This is a genomic window from Microbacterium sp. NIBRBAC000506063 (assembly GCF_017968845.1).
Taxonomy (GTDB): Bacteria; Actinomycetota; Actinomycetes; order Actinomycetales; family Microbacteriaceae; genus Microbacterium.
This window is the reverse complement of the sequence record NZ_CP072876.1, coordinates 794,176-815,377: the sequence shown is the minus strand read 5'-3', so window position 1 is coordinate 815,377 and position 21,202 is coordinate 794,176. Positions and strand designations below refer to the sequence as shown.

Here is a 21,202-nt window from a genome sequence, read left to right as displayed (position 1 = left end):
CTCTCCGCCCGTGCCACGCTCCCTAACGTGGGGTCACGCAACGTTGCGCACTCACAAGGAGAACCCATGACTGATTCCACGTCGCGCGGTCGCGGCGCCGCAGTCGCAGGCGACGAGCAGGATCTCGCCACCGACCCGAACCTTCCCCCTGTCGCCCTCACCGAGGAACAGCACAAGAAGGACACCCGCTGGACCCCGGCCAAGATCGTCCTCTGGGCCGCCATCGCCCTGCTCGGCGGTGTCGCCTGGACGATGCTCGCCCTCGTGCGAGGCGAGACCGTCAACGCGATCTGGTTCGTGTTCGCCGCGGTCTGCACCTACCTGATCGGCTACCGCTTCTACTCGAAGGTCATCGAGCGCTACCTCACGCGCCCGAACGACAAGCGGGCCACCCCCGCCGAGGTCAAGCAGGACGGCAAGGACTACGTCCCCACCGACCGTCGTGTCCTCTACGGTCACCACTTCGCCGCCATCGCCGGCGCCGGCCCCTCGTCGGTCCCGTGCTCGCCGCGCAGATGGGCTACCTCCCCGGCACGATCTGGATCATCGTGGGCGTCGTGCTCGCCGGTGCCGTCCAGGACTACCTCGTGCTGTTCTTCTCGATGCGCCGCGGCGGTCGCACGATCGGTCAGATGGCCCGCCAGGAGCTCGGCAAGATCGGCGGCACCGCCGCGATCATCGCCTCGCTGCTGATCATGATCATCATCGTGGCGATCCTCGCGCTCGTCGTCGTCAATGCCCTCGGCGAGAGCCCGTGGGGCGTCTTCTCGGTCGCGCTGACCATCCCGATCGCGCTCTTCATGGGCGTCTACCTGCGCTACCTGCGCCCGGGCAAGGTCACCGAGGTCTCCATCATCGGCTTCGTGCTGCTCATCGCCGCGATCATCGCCGGCGGCTGGGTGGCCGGCACCGAGTGGGGCTACGCGATGTTCCACCTCGACCGCGAGGTCATCGCCTGGGGCATCATCATCTACGGCTTCATCGCCGCCGTCCTCCCGGTCTGGCTGCTGCTGGCCCCGCGCGACTACCTGTCGACGTTCATGAAGGTGGGCGTCATCGTCCTCCTCGCCGTCGCGATCATCGTGGTGCGTCCGGAGATCACGGTCCCCGCGATCTCGGAGTTCGGCAAGACGGGCCTGGGGCCGGTGTTCTCGGGGCCCTGTTCCCCTTCCTGTTCGTGACGATCGCCTGCGGCGCCCTCTCCGGGTTCCACGCGCTCATCTCCTCGGGCACGACCCCAAGCTCGTCGAGAAGGAGCGCCAGACCCGCTTCATCGGCTACGGCGGCATGCTCATGGAGTCGTTCGTCGCGATCATGGCCCTCGTCGCCGCGATCTCGATCGATCAGGGCATCTACTACGCGATGAACTCGCCCGCCGCCATGACCGGCGGCACGGTGGAGGGCGCGGTCGCCTTCGTGAACTCGCTGGGCCTGACCGGGGTGCACCTCACGCCCGAGATGCTCACCGGCACCGCCGCGGCCATCGGCGAGGAGTCGGTCGTCTCGCGCACGGGTGGCGCCCCGACCCTCGCCCTCGGCCTCGCGCACATCATGCAGCAGGCTCTCGGCGGTCAGGCGCTCATGGCGTTCTGGTACCACTTCGCCATCATGTTCGAGGCGCTGTTCATCCTCACGGCCGTCGACGCCGGCACGCGTGTGGCCCGCTTCATGCTGCAGGACTCGATCGGCGCCGTCATCCCGAAGTTCCGCGATGTGTCGTGGCGTCCCGGGGTGTGGATCACCACCGCCATCATGGTCGCCGGCTGGGGATACATCCTCATCCTCGGTGTGACCGACCCGCTCGGCGGCATCAACACCTTCTTCCCGCTCTTCGGCATCGCCAACCAACTGCTGGCGGCCATCGCGCTCGCCGTGGTCCTCGCGATCGTCGCCAAGCGCGGCAAGAGCTTCGCGAAGTGGCTGTGGATCGTCATCCTCCCGCTCGGGTTCACCGCCGTCGTGACCATCACGGCGTCGCTGTACAAGATCTTCTCGCCGGTCCCGCGATCGGATACTGGGCGAACCACTTCCGCTACCGCGACGCGCTCGCCGCCGGCGACACGACCCTCGGCTCCCCGGAGGTCATGGAGGCCGTCATCCGCAACACGGGCGTGCAGGGCACCCTGTCGGTCGTGTTCGTCACCCTCGCCATCATCGTGATGGTCGCCTCGATCGCCGTGACGATCAAGGCCGTCCGCAACGGCGGTGGTGAGAACACCGAGGAGGCACCCGTCGCCTCGCGCCGCTACGCCCCGGCCGGGCTCATCCCGACCCCTCCGAGCGCGAGCTCGAGAAGGAATGGGCGCCGATCGTCGAGGCCGAGCTGAAGGGCCGCGCTCACCACTGAGCGCCGCGACGATGACTCAGAAGACGGATGCCGCGACCGGCCCCCACCCCTGCGCGCGCTCGCCGCGTTCGGGGGCGGGCCGGGCGCGGCATCCGCTGGTATTTCACGAACCTGATGGGCGACAGCGCCTACGCGACCTACGTCGCCCATCTCCGGCGTACGCATCCGGACCAGGAGCCGCTCACCGAGCGGCAGTTCTGGCGCCAGAAGATGGACGACCAGGACCGCAATCCGGGGGCGCGCTGCTGCTGAGGTGCGAACGACGGTTCCGGAAGAATCGGGTGCGTTCCGGTTGAGGGGGTGATCCCACGGATCACACCCGGCGGGTATCCGATTCTTCCGGAATCGTCGGCGTCGCACCTCCTAGGCTGGAGGCCATGACGGATGTCGTCCTGGCGGCGGTGCTGGGTGTGATCGGCGGGATCGCCCTGACGGTCCTGCTGCTGCTCGCCCGGCGGCTTGCCCGCGGAACGGCCGACCTCGGCAGCGACGCCGAGCAGGCCGCGTACCGCGCGCTGCATCATGCGAGCCTGGCCGCGCCGCATCTGCGCGCGGGGCTCTCCTCTCCGGATGTGGCCCGGGCGGCCCGGCACCTTCGGGTGCTGCTGGGGAGCGCGGCGATCGCGATCGTCGGCGACGACGACGCGGTGGTGCTCGACGGAGCGGCCGACGGGCTCGAGACGGCGGCCGTGCGCATCGCCGCCCGGGTCCGCGAGACTGGGCGGCGGCAGGTGTTCCCGGCATCCGAGGACGACAGCGACCTCGAGGCGGTCGGCGCGCCGATCGGCGTCGACGGCGAGGTGCTCGGGTGGTCGTCGCCTTCGCCGCGCCGGTGCGCGCGAGCCTCGTCCGCGCCGCCGAGGAGGTCGCCGACTGGTGCGCGGCGCAGGTGGCGCTGGGCGGGCTCGACGCCTCGCGGACCGCGCTCGCCGAGGCGGAGCTGCGGTCGTTGCGCGCCCAGATCTCCCCGCACTTCATCTACAACGCGCTGACGGCGATCGCCTCCTTCATCCACGCCGACCCGACCCGGGCGCGCGAACTCGTCCTGGAGTTCGCCGACTTCACGCGCTACTCCTTCCGTCGCCAGGGGGAGTTCACGACCCTCGCGGAGGAGCTGCGCAGCATCCACTCCTACCTGGAGCTGGAGCGCGCGCGGTTCGGCGACAGGCTGCGCGTGACCCTGCGGATCTCGCCGGAGACCCTCGCGACCGTCATCCCGTTCCTGTCGGTGCAGCCGCTCGTCGAGAACGCGGTGCGGCACGGGCTCGAGCCGGGGAGCGCGGCGGCACGATCCGCATCGAGTCCCGCGACGACATCACCCACACCGAGATCACGGTGGAGGACGACGGGGTCGGGATGGACCCGGTCTCGCTGCGGGAGCTGCTCGTCTCGGCCGACGACGGCGCCCACATCGGGCTGCGCAACGTCGATACGCGCCTGCGCCAGCTGTACGGCGTCGAGGGAGGATTGGTCGTGGAGACCAACCGCGACGCCGGTACCCTGGTGCGCATGCGGGTGCCGAAGTCGCAGCCGCTGCACGACCCCGATCTCGGCGAGGTGAGCTCATGATCGATGTCCTCGTCGCCGACGACGAGCATCCGGCCCTCGACGAGCTCGTCCACCTGCTGCGCGCCGACCCGCGCATCGGCGAGATCCGCACGGCGACCTCCGGCGCCGAGGCGCTGCGGCTGCTCTCGGAGAGCGCGGTGACGATCGCCTTCCTCGACATCCACATGCCGGGGCTGCTGGGCACCGAGCTCGCCCGCGCCCTGCTCGCGCTCGCCGAGCCGCCCGCGGTCGTCTTCGTCACGGCGGACGAGGCGCGGGCCGTCGAGGCCTTCGAGTTGCGCGCCGCGGACTATCTCCTCAAACCCGTGCGCGCCGACCGTCTGCGCCGTGCCGTCGACCGCGTGCTCGAACTGGGCGATGCGGCGGCCGAGGGCGACGACGAGGTGCTGACGGTCACGGTCGGCTCGGCCGTGCGCTTCGTACGCCGCAGCGACGTGCGCTGGGTGCAGGCGCAGGGCGACTACTCCCGGCTGCACACCGACGACGGCACCGGACATCTCGTGCGCGTGCCGATCTCGGAGCTGGAGCAGCGGTGGGCGGATGCCGGGTTCCTCCGCGTGCACCGCTCCTACCTCGTGAGCGCGGCCGCGGTCACCGAGGTGCGGCTGAGCGGATCGGAGCCCTCGGTGAGCGTCGGCGACATCGTGTTGCCGGTGAGCAGAAGGCTGCTGCCGGTCGTGCGCGAGACCTTCACCCGGGGCGAGCAGAGGAGCGGGCGATGAGCGACGCACCGCGGCGGGTCCGGGTGACATCGGATGTCGGACCCCGGCGGGGTGCGCCCGTCACCCGCGGACTCGCGCTCCCCGGCGACGCCGCGGACGAGGCCGACGCCGTCTACGCGCGAGCGCTCATGCGCAGCCAGCTGCGCCTGGCCCTGGGGACGGTGGCCGGTTTCGTGGTCGTGATGGCGGCGATGGCGATCACCCTGGCGCTCATTCCTGTCTTCGACGAGATCGTCGTGGCGGGCGTCCCGTTGTCGTGGCTGCTGCACGCCTTCGCCTTCTACCCGATCATCTTCGTCTTCGCGGTGCTCTACGCCCGCGGGGCGGCGCGCAACGAGCGGCGGTACCGCACCCTCCGGGAGCGCGAGTGAACGTCGCCCTGGATCTCGTCGGCGTCGCGCTGATCGTGGTGGCGACGCTCCTCATCGGCGCGTACGGGCTGCGGATCTCGCGCACGACGAGCGACTTCTTCGTGGCCTCGCGCACGGTCAGCCCGGTGTGGAACGCCTCGGCGATCAGCGGTGAGTACCTGTCGGCGGGGACCTTCCTGGGGCTGTCCGGCCTGGTGCTGCTCGACGGCGCGCGCGGGTTCTGGTTCCCGATCGGCTACGCGGCCGGCTATCTGCTCGTGCTCGTCTTCGTCGCGACGCCGTTGCGCCGCAGCGGCGCGTACACGATCCCCGACTTCGTCGAGGCGCGGCTGGAGTCGCTCGCCGCCCGCCGGGTCACGAGCGCGGCCGTGCTCGTGATCGGCTGGCTGTACATCGTCCCGCAGCTGCACGGCGCCGGCATCACGCTCGTCGTGGTGGCCGGGCTCCCCGAGTGGGTGGGCGCCGTGACGGTCGCGGTGCTCGTGGCAGCCGCGGTGGCAGCGGGCGGGATGCGGGCGATCACCTTCGTGCAGGCGTTCCAGTACTGGCTGAAGCTGACCGCGCTGCTCGTGCCGGTGATCCTCATCGCCTTCGCGCTGAGCGGCGGGCCGCACGACTTCGACCCCGCCCTGGTGTTCCCGGCCGAGGCGGGGCCCTCCGGATTCGACGCCTACGCGACCGGATCACTGCTGTTGGCGCTGCTGATGGGGACGATGGGGCTGCCGCATGTGCTCGTGCGGTTCTACACGAGTCCCACGGGAGCCGCGGCGCGGCGCACGACCGTGCTGGTGATCGCGATGGTGAGCGTGTTCTACGCCGTCTCCAGCGGCATGGGCCTGCTCGGGCGGATCGTGGCTCCGGATCTTGCCGAGCCCGGTGTCGCCGACACGGTCGCGCTGGTCGTTCCCTCCCGGGTGTTCCCCGGCATCTTCGGCGAGCTGCTGACGGCGCTCATCGTGGCGGGCGCTTTCGCGGCGTTCCTGGCGACGTCGACGGGCCTGGTGGTGTCGCTGGCCGGCGTCATCAGCCAGGACGTCTTCTCCGGCTCGGTGCGCTCCTTCCGCCTGTCGGCGGTGCTGTGCAGCCTCGTGCCGCTGGCCGTGGCGCTGCTGACCGCGCCGGCGGGTCTCGTCTCCAGCGTCGGCATGGTCTTCATCGTCGCCGCCTCGACGCTGTCGCCGATCGTGCTGCTGGGTGTATGGTGGCGCAGGCTCACGGCACGCGGTGCCGTCGCCGGGATGGTCACCGGCGGTGTCTCCTGCGGACTGGCCGCCCTCATCCACGGGGCGATCGACGGCGTCGGCGTCGCGGCCCCGCTCCTGGCGCAGCCGGCGGCGTGGACGATCCCGCTCGCGACGGCCACAGCCGTGATCGTCTCGCTCCTCGACCGCCGCGGCGCGCCCCTGCGCACCGATCGCTTCCTCAGCCGGCTGCACACGCCCGATCGGGCGTGAGGCGGCATCCGAGGGACGGAGCGGCGCTACACGTGCCGCCTTCGCGGCATGAGCCGCACCGGCGGGATGGGCGGCGCCGGGATCCGCTCGTCGCCGTGATGGATCACGTGGCCGAAGCGGTCGCTCCCCGCCTCCCAGTCCTCGCGCGCCTGGGCGATCTCCTCGTGGGTGCGGCCGGCGAAGTTCCACCACATCACGAGATCCTCCTCGAAGGGTTCACCGCCGAGCAGGAACAGCAGCGCGCCGTCCTTGCTGATGACCTCGACGACATCGCGTCCGTCACCGAGGAATTGCATCTGCCCGCGCGGCACCTCCACGGCGGCCACCCGCACGTCGCCCTCGACGAGCATGATCGCGTGCTCCCAGGCGACCGCCAGCGGCAGCTCCACCCGTGACCCCGGTGCCAGCACGATCTCGGCGCCGACGATCGGGGTGAAGGCGGATGCCGGTGAGCGCGTCCCCCGGTACTCGCCCAGAACGACCGTGACCTCGGCATCCGCTCCCTCCTCCGCGGGGATCGTCAGCGTCGGCAGGTCGTGGTGCTGCTCGAAGCCGCCGGGACCGTGACGGGCGTCTTCGGGCAGCACGGTCCACAGCTGCAGTGCGTCCATCGGCACCGGCTCCTCCCCACGGAGTACTCCGAGTGCGAGATGCCGTTCCCGGCGGTCATGAGGTTCAGCTGCCCGCGGCGCACGATGACGTCGCTGTTCACGGAGTCTCGGTGGCGCACATCGCCGACGAGCGGCCAGGTCACCGTCTGCAGGCCGATGTGCGGATGCGGCTCGACGCGCATCTTCACCGGACCCGGGCCGAAGCGGTCGAGGAAGCACCAGGCGCCCACCGTCGGCAGGTCGCGGCTGGGAGGGTGCGCAGCACGCTCATGTTGCGCACGCCGCCCAGCGGCACCTCCCTCGGTTCGAGGGTGATCGAGCGCGGCCCCCGCATCATCCGTTCCCGGGGAGCTGCGGCCACTCGATGGTCGCGCCGTCGACCTCGTGGGTCTCGAGGTACTTCCGGATGTACGGGCAGTAGGGCACGATCGTGTCGCCGGATGCCGCGGCGTCCGCCAGCGCATGCGCCGCCAGCTGCCCGGCCAGACCCTTCCCTTGGAATGCGGGGTCGATCTCGGTGTGCACGAAGAGGATCTTGCCGGGGCGGCGCTCGAAGGCGGCGAATCCGCCCAGTACGTCTCCGGTGTGAATCTCGTAGCGGGACTCGTCTTCGTTGAGGGTGACGGTGATGTCGCTCATCTGCGCTCCTTCGCTCGTTCCTCCAACCTACGCCCGTGAAGCCCCATCCGGACGATGGAGCTGTGGATGGAGGGATCGGATGTCGCGCGCCGCCGATACGCTGGACGGATGCCGCAGAATCCGCTCGACGTGCTCCGCACCGTGTTCGGGTACGACGCCTTCCGCGGCGATCAGGCCGCGATCGTCGAGCACGTCGTCGCCGGTGGAGACGCGGTCGTCCTCATGCCGACCGGTGGCGGGAAGAGCATCACCTACCAGGTGCCGGCGATCGTCCGCGAGGGCACGGGGCTCGTGGTGAGCCCGCTCATCGCGCTCATGCACGATCAGGTCGACGCGCTCCTGGCCAACGGCGTGCGGGCGGCCTATCTGAACTCGACGCAGGCCCCCACGAGCGCGCCGAGGTCGAGCGCGCCTATCTGGCTGGCGAGCTCGACCTCATCTACGTCGCCCCGGAGCGGCTCTCGTCGCCGCAGACGACGGCGCTCCTGCAGCGCGGCACGCTCAGTGTCATCGCGATAGACGAGGCGCACTGCGTGTCGCAGTGGGGGCACGACTTCCGTCCCGACTATCTGGCGCTGGGCGATCTCGATGAGCGCTTTCCGGGCGTGCCGCGCATGGCGCTCACAGCCACGGCGACGAAGGCGACGCACCGCGAGCTGACCGAGCGGTTGCGGCTGCCCGAAGCGCGGCACTTCGTGGCGAGTTTCGACCGACCCAATATTCAGTACCGCATCGCCCTTCGACAGGCTCAGGGACCGCAGGGGGCCCGCGGGCAGCTGCTGAGATTCATACAGTCGGTCCCTGAGCTCGTCGACGGGCCCGACGCCCGCTCGAAGCCGGCCGGCATCGTCTATGCGCTCAGCCGCAAGTCCGTCGAGCAGACCGCCGAGTACCTGTGCGCGCAGGGGATCGACGCGCTTCCGTATCACGCGGGCCTTCCCGCCGAGGTGCGGGCGGCGAACCAGTCGCGGTTCCTGCGCGACGACGGCGTCGTGATGGTCGCCACCATTGCCTTCGGGATGGGGATCGACAAGCCGGATGTCCGCTTCGTCGCCCACATCGATCTGCCGAAATCCGTCGAGGGCTACTACCAGGAGACCGGCCGCGCCGGCCGCGACGGCGACCCCGCGATCGCGTGGATGGCCTACGGGCTCGGCGATGTCGTGCAGCAGCGTCGCCTGATTGACCAGTCGCCGGGCGAGCGCGCCTACAAGATGCGGATGCAGCAGCACCTCGACGCCATGCTCGCACTGTGCGAGACGGTTGCATGCCGCAGACAGAATCTCTTGGACTACTTCGGGCAGGAGTCCAGCCCGTGCGGCAACTGCGATACGTGTCTCGAGCCGCCGGAGACCTTCGACGGACTCGTGCCGGCGCAGAAGCTGTTGTCGACGATCGTGCGGCTGCAGCGGGAACGCGGGCAGGCGTTCGGTGCCGGCCATCTCATCGACATCCTGCGTGGTGCCGACACCGAGCGGATGCGGCAGCAGGGCCATGAGCGTCTTGCGACTTACGGCATCGGCGCCGACCTCACCGACCAGGACTGGCGTTCCGTGGTGAGGCAGCTGCTTGCTCGAGGCATCCTCATTCCGCAAGGTGAATATGGCACGCTGGCGCTCGGCGAAGCGGCCGGTGCCGTGCTCCGAGGTGAGAGTCAGGTGCCGCTGCGGCGCGACACGATCGGCCGCACGGTGAAGGCGAAAGTGCGCAAGGCGGCCGCGGCCGACACCCTGGGCGAGGAGGATCGCGAACTGTTCGAGGCACTGCGCGAATGGCGCGCGACCACAGCGCGTGAAGCCGGGGTGCCCGCCTACATCGTGTTCGGCGACGCCACGCTGCGTGCGCTCGCCGAACATCGGCCAGGCTCCTGGGATGCGCTCGATGGCATCACCGGCATCGGTGCGAAGAAGCGCGAGGCCTACGGAGAGGCCGTGCTGGAGGTCATCGCCGGCGCGTGAGCCAGGCACGTGGCCGGAGGATGATCACGTTCGGATGTTTCACCGTGTGTCACAACATGGTCGAACGAACCCTGGACATTTGCTGAGGGCTACGGCAGTGTGGGTCACGGAGTTTGACTGTTGGTGGCGACATCGGCCGACTAGGGGAAGATCACAGTACGTACATTGCATCGAGGGGGCAAAGTACATGATCGACCACAAGAAAGAACACGCTGTAAAAAAGAAGAGCAGACGAACAAGACCTTTCACGGTTGCGGCGATCGCCGCTCTGGTGGTCGGGCACTCGCTCGGTTCCTCTGCGGCTTTCGCCGCTCCTGGGGATGAATCCGCGTCCAGCGCACGATTCCTCTCCGGATCCTTGTTGCTGGATGGAGTATCGCTCGACAATGTCGCCGCTCTGGCTGGTGTCGAGACGAGCCACGACGGCACGTCGCCCGACCCAGACACGCAGACCAGCTCGCTGGATCTCACGGCGCTCAACGCGCTGAACATCACGATCCCCGGTGGTCTGTCCGTGCCGCTGGGCGACTTCCTCGCCCTGGGCGCGGTCAATCAGTACTCCCAGTCGTCAGATGGCGGACAGTCGCGAGCCGCGACCGGTGCCGTCAACGACAGCGGAATCGTCGACACGAGCGGAACAGGGGACTATCCCGCGGATGCGACACTCGATCTGAGCGGTCTGCTCGGCGAGAGCGTCACCGATGTGGTCGCGGATCTGGAGATCTCTCTACGCGCGGTCACCGCCGAGGCATCGCTCGACGGCGAAGACGGTGTGACGCGTGACTATCACGTCGCCGGTGGCGATCTGCTGCTCAGTCTTCCTGCGGTCGGCGGGCTGGAGACGGTGCTGACCGGAACCGACGGTGTCGCTGACACCGTCGATGCGGCGATCAACACCCTGACGGGACCGAACGGCTTGCTGGCGGGTGTCATCGCGACATTGACCGGCGTTACAGATCTTCTCGGCAACAGCGAGGTTGAGATCTCGATCACGAGCAATGTCGCGGGGGCGCTGGACAGCATCCTCGACACACCGCTCGGTGATGGCGTCATCACTCTCGACCTGCGAACAGGCGTCGTGGAAGTGGATCTGGACGCGCTGTTCAGCGACACTACTGGTCGAGGGCTCAACAACCTCCTCGTGGGGGAGGAGGTACTCTCCGCAGATGTATTGAACAACCTGCTCACACGCATCGGCAATCTTCTGGACACTGTGCCGGATGCCGTTGAATCGGCGGTCGAGGACGCACTGAACGCGGCGACATTGAACGTTGACATCGACGTGTGTCTCGCTGAAATCGTCATATGCACCCTTGGTGCGACGGTGTCGGTTCCGAACCAGACCCTCGCCTCGGTTGTGGATGGAACCGCCACGGCGAGCATCTCCGCAGTTGTCGCGGGAGTCACCGTTCCTGGTCTGGACGGGGAGTGCTGCTCGGTGAGCTTACCGGCCCGATTACCGACGTCCTTCTGGGCTCTGGTGGCGTGGTCGATGACATCGTACCGGTCGTCACCGGTGCCGTCACCGACATCATCGACGACATCTCCCCGCTTGTGACGCTGCTGAACGGCGTCGTCTCGTTGCGAGGCAATGTGCAGCCGGACAACGGTCCGGTCTACAGTCAGGAAGCATTCGTCCTGACTGTAGGCGACCTCCTGGGTGCAGGCGGCGTGGGCACGATCGTGCTCGCCCATGCACAAGTCGGCCCGAACTCCGTTGCGGAGTACGAGCCGGAGCTGGATGCATCGAGCCCGGTCGTCGCCGGCGGTGAAACGCTCGTGAACTCCTCGGGCTGGCCGCCGAACACCGACGTCGACCTGCAGCTGACCGACGAGAACGGTGATCCGGTCGGCGACCCGATCACGGTGACCACCGACGGTGAGGGCAACATCCCGCGGACACGCCCGTGACGATCCCCGACACCGCAGTGGAAGGCGACGTGTTCACTGTCGTGGGAACGGACGAGTACGGCAACACGGCGGAGTCGGACACGGTCGTCGTGGCCGAGGACACCACGGAGCCCACGGATCCGACAGACCCGACCGATCCCACGGATCCGACAGATCCTTCGGACCCGACTGATCCTTCGGACCCGAGCGATCCGACCGATCCGAGTGACCCGACCGATCCCACGGATCCGACAGATCCTTCGGACCCGACTGATCCGACGGACCCGAGCGATCCGACCGATCCTTCGGACCCGAGTGACCCGACGGATCCCAGTGATCCTTCGGACCCGACGGACCCCAGTGATCCCACGGATCCCAGCGATCCGACGGATCCCAGTGATCCGACGGACCCGAGCGATCCCACGGACCCGAGCGATCCGACCGATCCCACGGACCCGAGTGACCCGACCGATCCCACGGACCCGAGTGACCCGACCGATCCCACGGACCCGAGTGACCCGACGGACCCGAGCGATCCGACCGATCCGACGGATCCCAGTGATCCGACAGATCCTTCGGATCCGACGGACCCGAGTGATCCCACCGACCCTTCGGACCCGACAGATCCGACTGATCCGACGGACCCGAGTGATCCGACAGATCCTTCGGACCCGACGGACCCGAGCGATCCCACGGACCCGAGCGATCCGACAGATCCGACAGATCCGACGGACCCGAGTGACCCGACGGACCCGAGTGACCCGACGGATCCCAGTGATCCGACGGATCCGAGTGATCCCACGGACCCCAGCGATCCGACAGATCCCACGGACCCGAGTGATCCCACCGATCCTTCGGACCCGAGCGATCCGACAGATCCTTCGGACCCGACTGATCCGACGGACCCGAGTGACCCGACGGATCCCAGTGATCCGACGGATCCGAGTGATCCCACGGACCCCAGCGATCCGACAGATCCCACGGACCCGAGTGATCCCACCGATCCTTCGGACCCGAGCGATCCGACAGATCCTTCGGACCCGACTGATCCGACGGACCCGAGTGACCCGACGGATCCCAGTGATCCGACGGACCCGAGTGATCCCACGGACCCCAGCGATCCGAGTGATCCCACGGACCCGAGTGATCCCACCGATCCTTCGGACCCGAGCGATCCGACAGATCCTTCGGACCCGACGGACCCCAGCGATCCGAGTGATCCCACGGACCCGAGCGATCCCACCGATCCTTCGGACCCGAGTGACCCGACAGATCCCACGGACCCGAGCGACCCGACGGACCCGACCGATCCCACGGATCCCGAGGGTGAGATCGGCATCATCGTTCAGGTGCCGGTGCTGCAGCGCGGTGAGGTCCAGACCGCGATCGGTACCGGATTCCTGCCCGGTGAGGTCGTCGCGGGTGTGATGAACTCCACGCCGACGATCCAGCTGGGAACGCAGGTCGCCGATGCGGATGGTGAAGTCACCTTCGTGTGGACGATCCCGCAGTCCGCGGCGCTGAGCACGCACACGGTGACGCTGACCGGCGAGGAATCCGGATCGGTCAGCGGACCTTCGAAGTGGTGGCGGAGCAGATGCCCCCACCGGTTCGGACCCGTGGCCGGCGATGGGAATCGGCGCGCTGCTGCTGCTCGGCGGAGCGCTCGCCTATGGCGCCTCGCGATCGCGGTACGGCAGCAGGCGGAACGGTAGTCTGCCTGCATGACGACAACGGAACGGGGTGCCCCCGTCAGTACGGAGGGCACCCCCGCCCGTCGTCGGAACGAGCGATCACGACGACCGGTTCGTTCTCGAGGCGTCATCGTCACAATGCTGATCGTGCTCGCCCTCGCGGCGACGCACATGTTCTTCACGGCCGTGGTGAACGTGCCGTACTCGCAGGTGAAGTACGGGCCGCTCCCCGGCGCGGCGGCGGATGCCTATGTCCGACCGTACTTCGTGCAGAACTACCGGATCTTCGCGCCGAACCCGGCGAGCGAGGACCGCGAACTGTGGGTGCGCGCCTGGGTCGAGGCCGAAGACGGCACGCGCACCGAGACAGAGTGGATCAATGCCACGGCGGTGGAGCTCACCGACACCTACCGCAAGGTTCTGCGCAAGCAACTCACGATCGTCGGTGCCGAGGCGTACATGGCGGCCTATCGAGGGCTGAACGCGCAGCAGACCGAGATCGTGACCGGTGGCAACTTCCATCGCGAGGGTGACCGCGAGCGTCTGGTGGCCGCCTTGTCCGAACACGGGAGCGCAGGGGCGTACATGCGGGCATCCGACTATGTCACCGCGTACGCGACTCAGGTCGCTCATGCGCTCTACGGCGAGGAGTACGAAATCCTCGCCGTGCAGTCGCGCATCGTCTACGAGCCCGTCGTCCGCTGGCGCGACCGTCACGATGCCGACGCCGAGCCGCCTCCACCGACTCAGACCCGTGCGGGTTGGCGTGAGCCGCTCGAATACGACGGTCAGGATCAGGAGGAGTTCGCACGCAGCTTCCTCACGTGGCTCGAGCGTGCGGGTGAGGAGGCGTACCCGCGATGAGCGTCTCCACGATCCTCGCCGATGCCCGCGAGAGCTTCACCGGCTGGCTTCTCGACGGCCGGCGCGCAAGCTATGGGCTCGCGCTCATGCGCATCGCCTACGGGGGATGACGCTCGTCATCCTCGCGCTCTCGGCACCCCACCTGTCCTACTCGTTCGGCAGTGCGTCCCACTGGGGCGAGGCGCGGACATCCGTGTCGTCGACGAACGAGTACTTCTGGCCGCTGCCTTTCCCGTTCAGCCGCGACGACCCGGACGTCGTCCTCTACATCAAGGTCGCGATCCTCTTCGCCGTGGCCGTGGCCTACACGCTCGGCTGGCGCATGCGGATCATCTCCCCGCTGTTCGTGTTCCTCTGGCTGGGCTTCACGACGCTGAACCCGGTCATCACGAACTCCGGTCACTACCAGACCTTCCGGATCATGGTCATCGTCATGCTCCTGGCCGATCTGTCGCGTCGCTGGTCACTGGATGCCCGTCGTCGCGCCCGCCGGGGAGAACGGACACCGGATGCCGGCGGCAAGACGCTCCTCGGGATACCGGCGTGGTTCACGAACCTCCTCAACAACGTCGCGGTGATCCTCATCGGCTTCCAGCTGTGCATGATCTACATCACCTCGGCGCTGTGGAAGCTGCAGGGGAGCACCTGGATCACGGGCGTCGCCGTCTACTACCCCCTGCGTCTGGAGGAACTGACCCTCTTCCCGTGGCTGAACACGCTCGTCTGGCACATCACGCCGCTCGTGTTCGTCTCGTCCTGGGTGAGCATCTACCTGCAGCTGCTGTTCCCCCTTCTGCTGCTCAATCGCTGGACGCGCATCGTCGCTCTCATCGGCATCACCGGGATGCACGCGGGCATCGGCATCCTGATGGCCCTGCCGTTCTTCTCCCTGCTGATGATCGCGGGCGACATGATCTTCATCCGCGAGGAGAGCTGGGCGAAGGCGCGCGCCTACGTGCAGCGACGGCGTTCGGCGCGGCGCAAGGAGCCGGAGCAAGAGTCCGTGCCGGAGCCTCAGCCCGCCGCGTAGAGCTCGGTGTGCACGCGCACGGTCGCGGCCTCCCGCAGGAGCTTCGAGACCGGGCAGCGGGCGTGGGCGGCATCGAGCACGCGTTGCGCCTCGGCCTCGTCGACGCCCTCCACCGACATGAAGGCGTCGACGTGGAACTCGTAGCCCGGCCCGGGCTCGGCGGTGTGCAGTTCGACCTCGACGCGCACGGCGGTGCGTCGTTCGCCCGCGACGATGACCTGCGCGGTGGAGTTCAGGCAGGTCGCCCACGCCAGCGCGAGCAGCTGCTCGGGATTGCTCGCGGAAGGATCGGGGTCGGTGGCCAGCGGTGAGGCGACCGTGACGCTCAACCCGCCGGGGATGCGACTGACTCCGTTTCCTCCGTCGCGGTTGATGGCTTCCGTCCGGTACCTCATGCTCATACATCGAGTATATTTGTATTCAGTCCAATAAATCCGATCGGTGGATGCCGCCGGAACGAGGAGCGGCCTGAACCGATGCACGAGACGATCGTCGAGCTTCGCGGTGTCACGAAGCACTTCGACGGCAACGAGCGCGCGGCACTGAGCGAGGTCGACCTCGGCATCCGATCGGGGGAGATCTTCGGCGTCATCGGCGAGAGCGGCGCGGGCAAGACGACGCTCTTCGAGCTCGTGAACGGGCTGCAGCGACCGGATGCCGGTGACCTGCGCGTCGCCGGCCGCGACGTCCCGCGCTCGGCCGTCGGGGGCTGCGCGCGCTTCGCCGTGACATCGGCGTGCTCTTCCAGGGCGTGCACCTGCTCAGCAACCGCACCGTCCGCGCGAACATCGCCCTGCCCTCGAGCTGGAGCGCCGCACCGCCCATCGCACGCGTGCCCAGGAGCGCGAAGCGGTCGACGAGATGCTCGCCTTCGTCGGTCTCGCCCATCGCGCCGATCACTTCCCGGCGCAGCTCTCCGGCGGGGAGCGCCAGCGCGTCGGTCTCGCCCGCGCGCTCGTGGCCCGCCCTCGCTGCTGCTCTGCGACGAGCCGACCTCCTCGCTCGACGCGAAGACGACCGCCGACGTGCTCGGCGTGCTGCTGCGGGCGCAGCGCGAGCTCGGCACGACGATCCTCGTCATCACGCACGATCTGGACGTCGTGAAGGCCATCTGCGATCGCGCCGCGCTCCTGGAGGAGGGGCGGCTCGTCGAGCTGTTCGACGTCGCCCGCACCGACTACCGGTCGCTGCCGAGCTACCGCGAGCAGGTACGTCGGGAGCTGAAGGGATGACCTGGCTCACCGACCTGCTCGCCGACTACGGCGACGACCTGCTGGAGGCACTGGCCGAGACCGGCTACATGCTCGCCGTCTCGCTCGCCGCGGCCGTGCTCATCGGGCTTCCCCTGGGTGTGACGGTCTTCCTCACCCAGCGCGGCGGCCTCATCGAGAACAGGCCGGTGTGGGCGGTCGCCGACGCCTTCATCAACATCGTCCGCTCCTTCCCCTTCCTCGTGCTCGTGGTCTTCCTCATCCCCTTCACGCGCCTGGTGATGGGCACGAGTTTCGGTACGCAGGCGGCGACGCTGCCGCTGTGCATCGTGGCGATCGCGGTCTACGGGCGACTGACCGAGCAGATCCTGCGCGAGATCCCGCCGGGCATCCCGAAGGTCGCCGACGCCATGGGGGCGACCGTGCCGCAGGCGGTGTTCCGGTTCCTCCTGCCCGAAGCGCGCTCGGGCCTGGTCTACGCGCTGACCTCGGCGGCGATCAGCCTCCTGTCGTACTCGACCGTCCTCGGCGTCGTGGGCGGCGGCGGCATCGGCGACTTCGCGATGCGCTACGGCTACCAGGAGTACAACGACTCGCTCATGTATCTCGCCATCGTCGTCATCATCCTCTGCGTGCTCGTCATCCAGGCGGTCGGCCATCGCACCTCTCGTCGGCTCGACCGTCGCTGATCGTCGGATGCCGCACGCGTCTGTCCCGCACCCCCAGAAAGAAGGAGTCCCATGCGTTCCACATCTCGTCTCGCCCTCGGCGCCGCCGTGGCATCCGTCCTCGTCCTGGCCGGATGCGCCGCCGGAGGTGAATCGGATGCCGGCGAAGAGACCCCGAAGGCATCCAGACCCTCCAGGTCGTCGCCGTCCAGTCGCCCATGACGGATGTCGTGCTCGCCGCCGCCGAGGCGATCGAGGACGGCTACGAGATCGAGTTGGTCGAGGTGTCCGACTACGTCACCGCCAACACGATCCTCAACGCCGGCGACGTCTACGCGAACTTCTCGCAGCACGTGCCGTACATGGAGACGTTCAACGCCGGCAACGACGGCACGCTCGTCGGCGTGCAGCCGGTCTACAACTTCACGATCGCCTTCTACTCGAAGACGCACGACGACATCGCCGACCTGGCCACGGGCGACACGGTCGCGATCCCGGATGACGCCTCGAACCGCGGACGCGCCCTGAAGATGCTCGACGACGAGGGGATCATCGTGCTCGATCCCGCCGTCGACCCCTACGCCTCGACCGTGGACGACATCGTCGAGAACCCGCTGGAGCTGGAGTTCCTCCAGGTCGGCATCAGCCTGCTCAACGCCGCCTACGATGAGGCCGACCTCGTCTTCCAGTGGCCCTCGCACATCGCCGTACTCGGGCTCAACCCGCACGACGACGGACTGATCACCGAACTCGACGACACCTTCGCGCTGCACCTGGTGGTGCGGGAGCAGGATGCCGGGACGCCGGCGACCGAGGCCCTCAAGGCCGCCTTCCGCAGCGACGCCGTGCGCGAGGTCATCGAGTCCAACCCGACGATCGACGTCGCCTTCTGAGCCGTCGTGCCCGCAGGGAGCGGGCACGACGGTGCGGCGGGCGCAACAGCCCGGGCGCCGTCAGCGCGGCAGCACGTCGTCGAGATGCGCCGTCAGATGAGCGGCGACGTCGAGGGCCTCGCGATCATAGAGCCATTGGAACTGCAGACCATCCCAGAGCGCGGCGAGCCAGGTGGCTTCGCGTTCGGGGCACGGTGCGAGGGTAGATCGCCGTCCGCCTGCGCCGCGCGGAAGAGCGCCGTGAAGTGATCGGTCACGAGACGGAAGCGCTCAGTGAAGTACGCGTGCGCGGGGTGGTCGACCGGCACGGCCTCGCAGGACAGGACGGCGTAGACCTCGATGAGGCCGGGTGATCGGGCATGGTTCTCCGCGGCGCCCGCCGGCATGTCGCGCAGCAGTTCCGCGGCCCGACCGGCGGGCACGCCGGACATCCGGGAACCGATGAGGCGGTCGCGCTCGCCGAGCACGGCACGGAGCAACTCCTCCTTCGTGCCGTAGTGGTGCAGCAGCGTCGACTTCGAGACGCCGACCTTCTCGGCGATCTCGCGCAGGCTCGTGTCGCCGTATCCCTCGGCGGCGAAAAGAGTGAGGGCGTCGGTGACGATGCGCGCGCGGCGTTCGCGACCCACGCGATACCCGCCATCGGCCGAGGTACCGCCGACGCGATCGAATGCGGGCGAGGCCGGCAGGGGCGCGGGATCGCTCGTGGGTGCCGAATCATCGGGGTCGCGCCAGCCGACGGGCAGGGCGAACTGGCCCTCGCGCGCCTCGAGCTCGTCGACCACGCTCACGCGTTCGGGAAGGTACTGCTCGAGCAGCTGGAGACCATCCCACGCCGCCTCCAGGCGGATCGCCTCGCCCATCGGATCCCGGTCGGGAGAGACCGTGCCCTGGTCGATCGCCTCGTGAAATCCGGCTGACGCGATCTCGCGCAGGTTCGCGTAACGATCGCGCATGTACGCGTGTGCGGGGTGACGCACGGTCGAGGCTTCGCCGGCCAATGCGGCGTACAGCGCGAGGTAGCCGGGGATCGCCGCGTTCTCCCGCGCGATGCTCGCGTAGTCGAGCGTGCCCGGTTCATCGGCCTCGATGCGGGCGAGCACCTCGGGTGTGCGCTCGGCTTCCAGTTGTCCGACGACGGCGGCGAGCACTTCGTCCTTCGTCGAGAAGTGCCGGAGCAGCCCGGGGTGCGAGATGCCGGCCGCGGTCGCGAGGTCACGCAGTGAGGTCGCCCGGTAGCCCTGGGCGACGAAGAGCTCGCGAGCTGTCCTTACGATCGTCCGACGCGTGCCCTCGGCGCCGCGCGCACGCGTCGAGCGAGAGTGCGTCGCGGTCGCGGGCGTCATCAACAGTGCCTCTCCATCGGCATACATCCTACTCTCGATGGCTTACCGACCGATCGGCTTTCAGTTACCGAATGGTCAGGTTTCGTGTACTGTGTTCACAGTCGTGCACCGGCGCCATCCTCGTCCACCGCATCAAAGGAGTGAAGTGAGATGACAGACACCACAGTCCGTCCTTGGCTCGACACGAGCCTTCCCGTCGACGAGCGCGTCGATCTGCTGCTGGCCGAGATGACCCTGGAGGAGAAAGCAGGGCTCTTCTTCCACACGATGATCGCCATCGGCGACCTCGACGCGCCGAACCCCGTATTCGGCACGCCCTCGGCACGCGAATTCGTCGAGGTGAAGCGGATGTCGCACTTCAACCTGCTCGGCGCCGCACCCACAGGCCGCGACATCGCCGCCTGGCACAATGCGCTCCAGCGGCTGGCGGCCTCCACGCGCCTGGGCATCCCGGTGACGCTGTCGACCGACCCGCGACACTCCTTCAGCGAGAACCCCGGCGCGGCGATCATGGCGGGTCCGTTCTCGCAGTGGCCGGAGGCGCTGGGTCTCGCAGCCATCGGGGACGAAGAGGTCGTCGAGCGCTTCGCCGACATCGCGCGTCAGGAGTACACCGCGGTCGGGCTGCGGGTCGCACTGCATCCGCAGATCGACCTGGCCACCGAGCCGCGCTGGTCGCGGCAGGTCGCGACCTTCGGCGAGGATGCGGAGCTTGCGGGACGCCTCGGTGCCGCCTACATCCGCGGATTCCAGGGCGAGACCTTCGGTCACGGGTCCGTGGCGACCATGACGAAGCACTTCCCCGGAGGCGGGCCGCAGAAGGACGGCGAGGATCCGCACTTCGAGTACGGTCGCGAGCAGGTCTACCCAGGCGATGCGTTCGAGCACCACCTGAAGCCCTTCGAAGCGGCCTTCGAGGCGGGCACCAGACAGATCATGCCGTACTACGGGATGCCGATCGGCACCGAGTTCGAAGAGGTCGGTTTCGGTTTCAACAAGTCGGTTATCACCGGGCTCCTGCGCGAGCGCTTCGGCTTCGATGGCGTCGTGTGCACCGACTGGGGCCTGATCAACGACGCCGAGATCTTCGGCCACCGCTTTCCCGCCCGGGCTTGGGGCGTCGAGCACCTGTCGCCCAAAGAGCGCATGGTCAAGGTTCTCGACGCCGGCGCCGATCAGTTCGGCGGTGAGGCGTGCCCGGAGCTTCTGCTCGAGCTCGTGGCCTCGGGTGAGGTCGCCGAGGAGAGGCTGGACGTCTCGGCGCGGCGCCTTCTGCGCGAGAAGTTCGAGCTCGGGCTGTTCGAGGACCCGTACGTGGATGAAGAGACGGCCGACGAGACCGTCGGTCGCGCCGACTTCCGAGCTGCCGGCGAAGCCGCCCAGCGCGCCTCGATCGCTGTGTTGAGCAACACGGGTGTGCTCCCTCTCATCTCGGGCGCGAAGCTGTACGTGGAGGGCATCGCCGCCGAAGCCGCTGCGAGGTTCGGCGAGGTCGTCGACACGCCGGAGGAGGCGGATGCTGCGATCCTGCGTCTCCAGGCCCCGTTCGAGGAGCGCGGGTCGACGTTCGAGAACTTCTTCCACTCCGGCTCCCTCGAGTTCCCGGCCGAGGTCGTCGCGCATGTGCGTGAGATCGCTGCCCTCGTCCCGACCGTCGTGGACGTCCTGTTGGATCGGCCGGCGATCCTCGAGCCCATCGTCGATGCCGCTGCCGCAGTCACGGCGAACTGGGGTGCGAGCGCCGCCGCGCTGCTGGACGTGCTCACCGGAGCCGTCGAGGCGAGGGGCCGACTGCCCTTCGACGTGGCGCGCTCGATGGCGGCGGTCGAGGCATCCCGTCCGGACGTGCCGTTCGACACCGCAGACCCGTTGTTCCGCTTCGGGCACGGCCTCTCGCTGTAACGACCACGCGCCGCGCGCTGTGGGGAGGAGACA

General features: G+C 68.5%; 17 protein-coding genes and 5 pseudogenes. 18 read left to right on the top strand and 4 right to left on the bottom strand.

What is annotated here, in order from left to right; all coding sequences use genetic code 11:
• Positions 1-66 precede the first annotated feature (66 nt).
• The 6 genes and pseudogenes from KAE78_RS04595 (at position 67) to KAE78_RS04570 (ending at position 6,463) form a co-directional block, all read left to right on the top strand.
• Positions 67-2,347 (top strand): annotated as a pseudogene (locus KAE78_RS04595) (carbon starvation CstA family protein).
• Between the two features lie 27 nt (positions 2,348-2,374).
• Entirely contained in the window at positions 2,375-2,599 is a 225-nt protein-coding gene (locus KAE78_RS04590; RefSeq protein WP_223171976.1) for a YbdD/YjiX family protein, read from the top strand.
• Positions 2,600-2,724: 125 nt separating this feature from the next.
• Positions 2,725-3,916 (top strand): annotated as a pseudogene (locus KAE78_RS04585) (sensor histidine kinase).
• Positions 3,913-4,638 carry a LytR/AlgR family response regulator transcription factor gene (locus tag KAE78_RS04580; RefSeq protein ID WP_223171975.1) on the top strand — a complete coding sequence of 242 codons (726 nt, stop codon included), beginning with the start codon at positions 3,913-3,915 and terminating at the stop codon, positions 4,636-4,638. The pseudogene KAE78_RS04585 and the gene KAE78_RS04580 overlap by 4 nt, the downstream one beginning before the upstream one ends.
• Positions 4,635-5,009: a heavy metal transporter gene (locus tag KAE78_RS04575; protein ID WP_223171974.1), complete on the top strand. Its 375-nt coding sequence runs from the start codon at positions 4,635-4,637 to the stop codon at positions 5,007-5,009. The genes KAE78_RS04580 and KAE78_RS04575 overlap by 4 nt, the downstream gene beginning before the upstream one ends.
• Positions 5,006-6,463, top strand: coding sequence for a cation acetate symporter (locus KAE78_RS04570; RefSeq protein ID WP_223171973.1), 1,458 nt, complete (start codon positions 5,006-5,008; stop codon positions 6,461-6,463). Before KAE78_RS04575 ends, KAE78_RS04570 begins: the two co-directional genes overlap by 4 nt.
• A gap of 26 nt (positions 6,464-6,489) precedes the next feature.
• Here KAE78_RS04570 and KAE78_RS19415 read toward each other — a convergent pair.
• Together KAE78_RS19415 and KAE78_RS04560 are read right to left on the bottom strand one after the other, a co-directional pair.
• Positions 6,490-7,408 (bottom strand): annotated as a pseudogene (locus tag KAE78_RS19415) (pirin family protein).
• The gene (locus KAE78_RS04560; RefSeq protein ID WP_223171972.1) at positions 7,408-7,713 is read right to left on the bottom strand and encodes a GNAT family N-acetyltransferase; all 306 of its coding nucleotides are present in this window, start codon (positions 7,711-7,713) and stop codon (positions 7,408-7,410) included. The pseudogene KAE78_RS19415 and the gene KAE78_RS04560 overlap by 1 nt, the downstream one beginning before the upstream one ends.
• Positions 7,714-7,779: 66 nt before the next feature.
• On the opposite strand from KAE78_RS04560, the pseudogene recQ reads away from it, so the two are divergent.
• The 6 genes and pseudogenes from recQ (at position 7,780) to KAE78_RS04530 (ending at position 15,149) form a co-directional block, all read left to right on the top strand.
• Positions 7,780-9,671: pseudogene (gene recQ, locus KAE78_RS04555) on the top strand (DNA helicase RecQ).
• 97 nt (positions 9,672-9,768) lie between these two features.
• Positions 9,769-11,229 carry a choice-of-anchor G family protein gene (locus KAE78_RS04550; protein WP_223171971.1) on the top strand — a complete coding sequence of 487 codons (1,461 nt, stop codon included), beginning with the start codon at positions 9,769-9,771 and terminating at the stop codon, positions 11,227-11,229.
• Entirely contained in the window at positions 11,157-11,582 is a 426-nt protein-coding gene (locus KAE78_RS04545) for a hypothetical protein (RefSeq protein WP_223171970.1), read from the top strand. Before KAE78_RS04550 ends, KAE78_RS04545 begins: the two co-directional genes overlap by 73 nt.
• Positions 11,579-13,276 (top strand): hypothetical protein, encoded by a 1,698-nt coding sequence (locus KAE78_RS04540; RefSeq protein ID WP_223171969.1) that lies wholly within the window; start codon positions 11,579-11,581, stop codon positions 13,274-13,276. The genes KAE78_RS04545 and KAE78_RS04540 overlap by 4 nt, the downstream gene beginning before the upstream one ends.
• A gap of 117 nt (positions 13,277-13,393) precedes the next feature.
• Positions 13,394-14,119 (top strand): DUF5819 family protein, encoded by a 726-nt coding sequence (locus tag KAE78_RS04535; protein WP_223171968.1) that lies wholly within the window; start codon positions 13,394-13,396, stop codon positions 14,117-14,119.
• Between the two features lie 106 nt (positions 14,120-14,225).
• Positions 14,226-15,149, top strand: a complete 924-nt coding sequence (locus KAE78_RS04530; protein ID WP_223171967.1) for an HTTM domain-containing protein — start codon at positions 14,226-14,228, stop codon at positions 15,147-15,149.
• On the opposite strand, the gene KAE78_RS04525 is transcribed toward KAE78_RS04530, so the two are convergent.
• A complete protein-coding gene (locus KAE78_RS04525; RefSeq protein ID WP_223171966.1) occupies positions 15,134-15,478 on the bottom strand; it encodes an OsmC family protein in 345 nt (114 codons plus the stop codon). The two genes, KAE78_RS04530 and KAE78_RS04525, sit on opposite strands and share 16 nt — an antisense overlap.
• Before the next feature lie 147 nt (positions 15,479-15,625).
• On the opposite strand from KAE78_RS04525, the pseudogene KAE78_RS19410 reads away from it, so the two are divergent.
• The 5 genes and pseudogenes from KAE78_RS19410 to KAE78_RS04505 form a co-directional block, all read left to right on the top strand.
• Positions 15,626-15,784, top strand: a pseudogene (locus tag KAE78_RS19410) (ATP-binding cassette domain-containing protein); the annotation flags it as partial.
• Positions 15,785-16,010: 226 nt separating this feature from the next.
• Entirely contained in the window at positions 16,011-16,253 is a 243-nt protein-coding gene (locus KAE78_RS19405; RefSeq protein WP_411156016.1) for an ATP-binding cassette domain-containing protein, read from the top strand.
• Positions 16,254-16,377: 124 nt separating this feature from the next.
• Positions 16,378-17,049, top strand: a complete 672-nt coding sequence (locus KAE78_RS04515; protein ID WP_223171965.1) for a methionine ABC transporter permease — start codon at positions 16,378-16,380, stop codon at positions 17,047-17,049.
• A 51-nt stretch (positions 17,050-17,100) separates the two neighbouring features.
• On the top strand, positions 17,101-17,250 hold the full coding sequence (locus tag KAE78_RS04510; RefSeq protein ID WP_223171964.1) for a hypothetical protein: 150 nt from the start codon (positions 17,101-17,103) through the stop codon (positions 17,248-17,250).
• On the top strand, positions 17,247-17,921 hold the full coding sequence (locus KAE78_RS04505; protein ID WP_262927752.1) for a MetQ/NlpA family ABC transporter substrate-binding protein: 675 nt from the start codon (positions 17,247-17,249) through the stop codon (positions 17,919-17,921). The genes KAE78_RS04510 and KAE78_RS04505 overlap by 4 nt, the downstream gene beginning before the upstream one ends.
• A 92-nt stretch (positions 17,922-18,013) precedes the next feature.
• Here the strand turns inward: KAE78_RS04505 and KAE78_RS04500 are convergent, their stop codons facing one another.
• Positions 18,014-19,267 carry a TetR/AcrR family transcriptional regulator gene (locus tag KAE78_RS04500; protein ID WP_223171963.1) on the bottom strand — a complete coding sequence of 418 codons (1,254 nt, stop codon included), beginning with the start codon at positions 19,265-19,267 and terminating at the stop codon, positions 18,014-18,016.
• Positions 19,268-19,417: 150 nt separating this feature from the next.
• Here KAE78_RS04500 and KAE78_RS04495 point away from each other — a divergent pair, with 150 nt between their 5' ends.
• The gene (locus tag KAE78_RS04495) at positions 19,418-21,169 is read left to right on the top strand and encodes a glycoside hydrolase family 3 protein (RefSeq protein WP_223171962.1); all 1,752 of its coding nucleotides are present in this window, start codon (positions 19,418-19,420) and stop codon (positions 21,167-21,169) included.
• Positions 21,170-21,202 lie beyond the last annotated feature (33 nt).